The organism is Streptomyces sp. NPDC104831, from assembly GCF_055583025.1.
The window spans coordinates 1-251 of record NZ_JBVJOT010000067.1 but is presented as its reverse complement, the minus strand read 5'-3'; positions in this window follow the sequence as shown (position 1 = coordinate 251).

The following is a 251-nucleotide window of genomic DNA, read 5'->3' as shown; positions in this document are numbered from 1 at the left end:
CGGGGGGGGGGGGGGGGGGGGGGGGGGGGGGGGGGGGGGGGGGGGGGGGGCGGGAACCCAACCCACCCCCCCCGGTCCGGCCGGAGCCCGCCCCTGGCCCGCAACGCGGGCCGGATGCCCTGTGGTTGACGGGGCGCGCGGAGCGCGTGCCGCCTGGCGGTGAGCGGAGCGAACCGCATCCGCTCACGCGGAGCGGGAGCGGCCAGGGCGCGGAGCGCCCTGGCTCGCTTCTTCGGGCGAAGCCCGAAGGG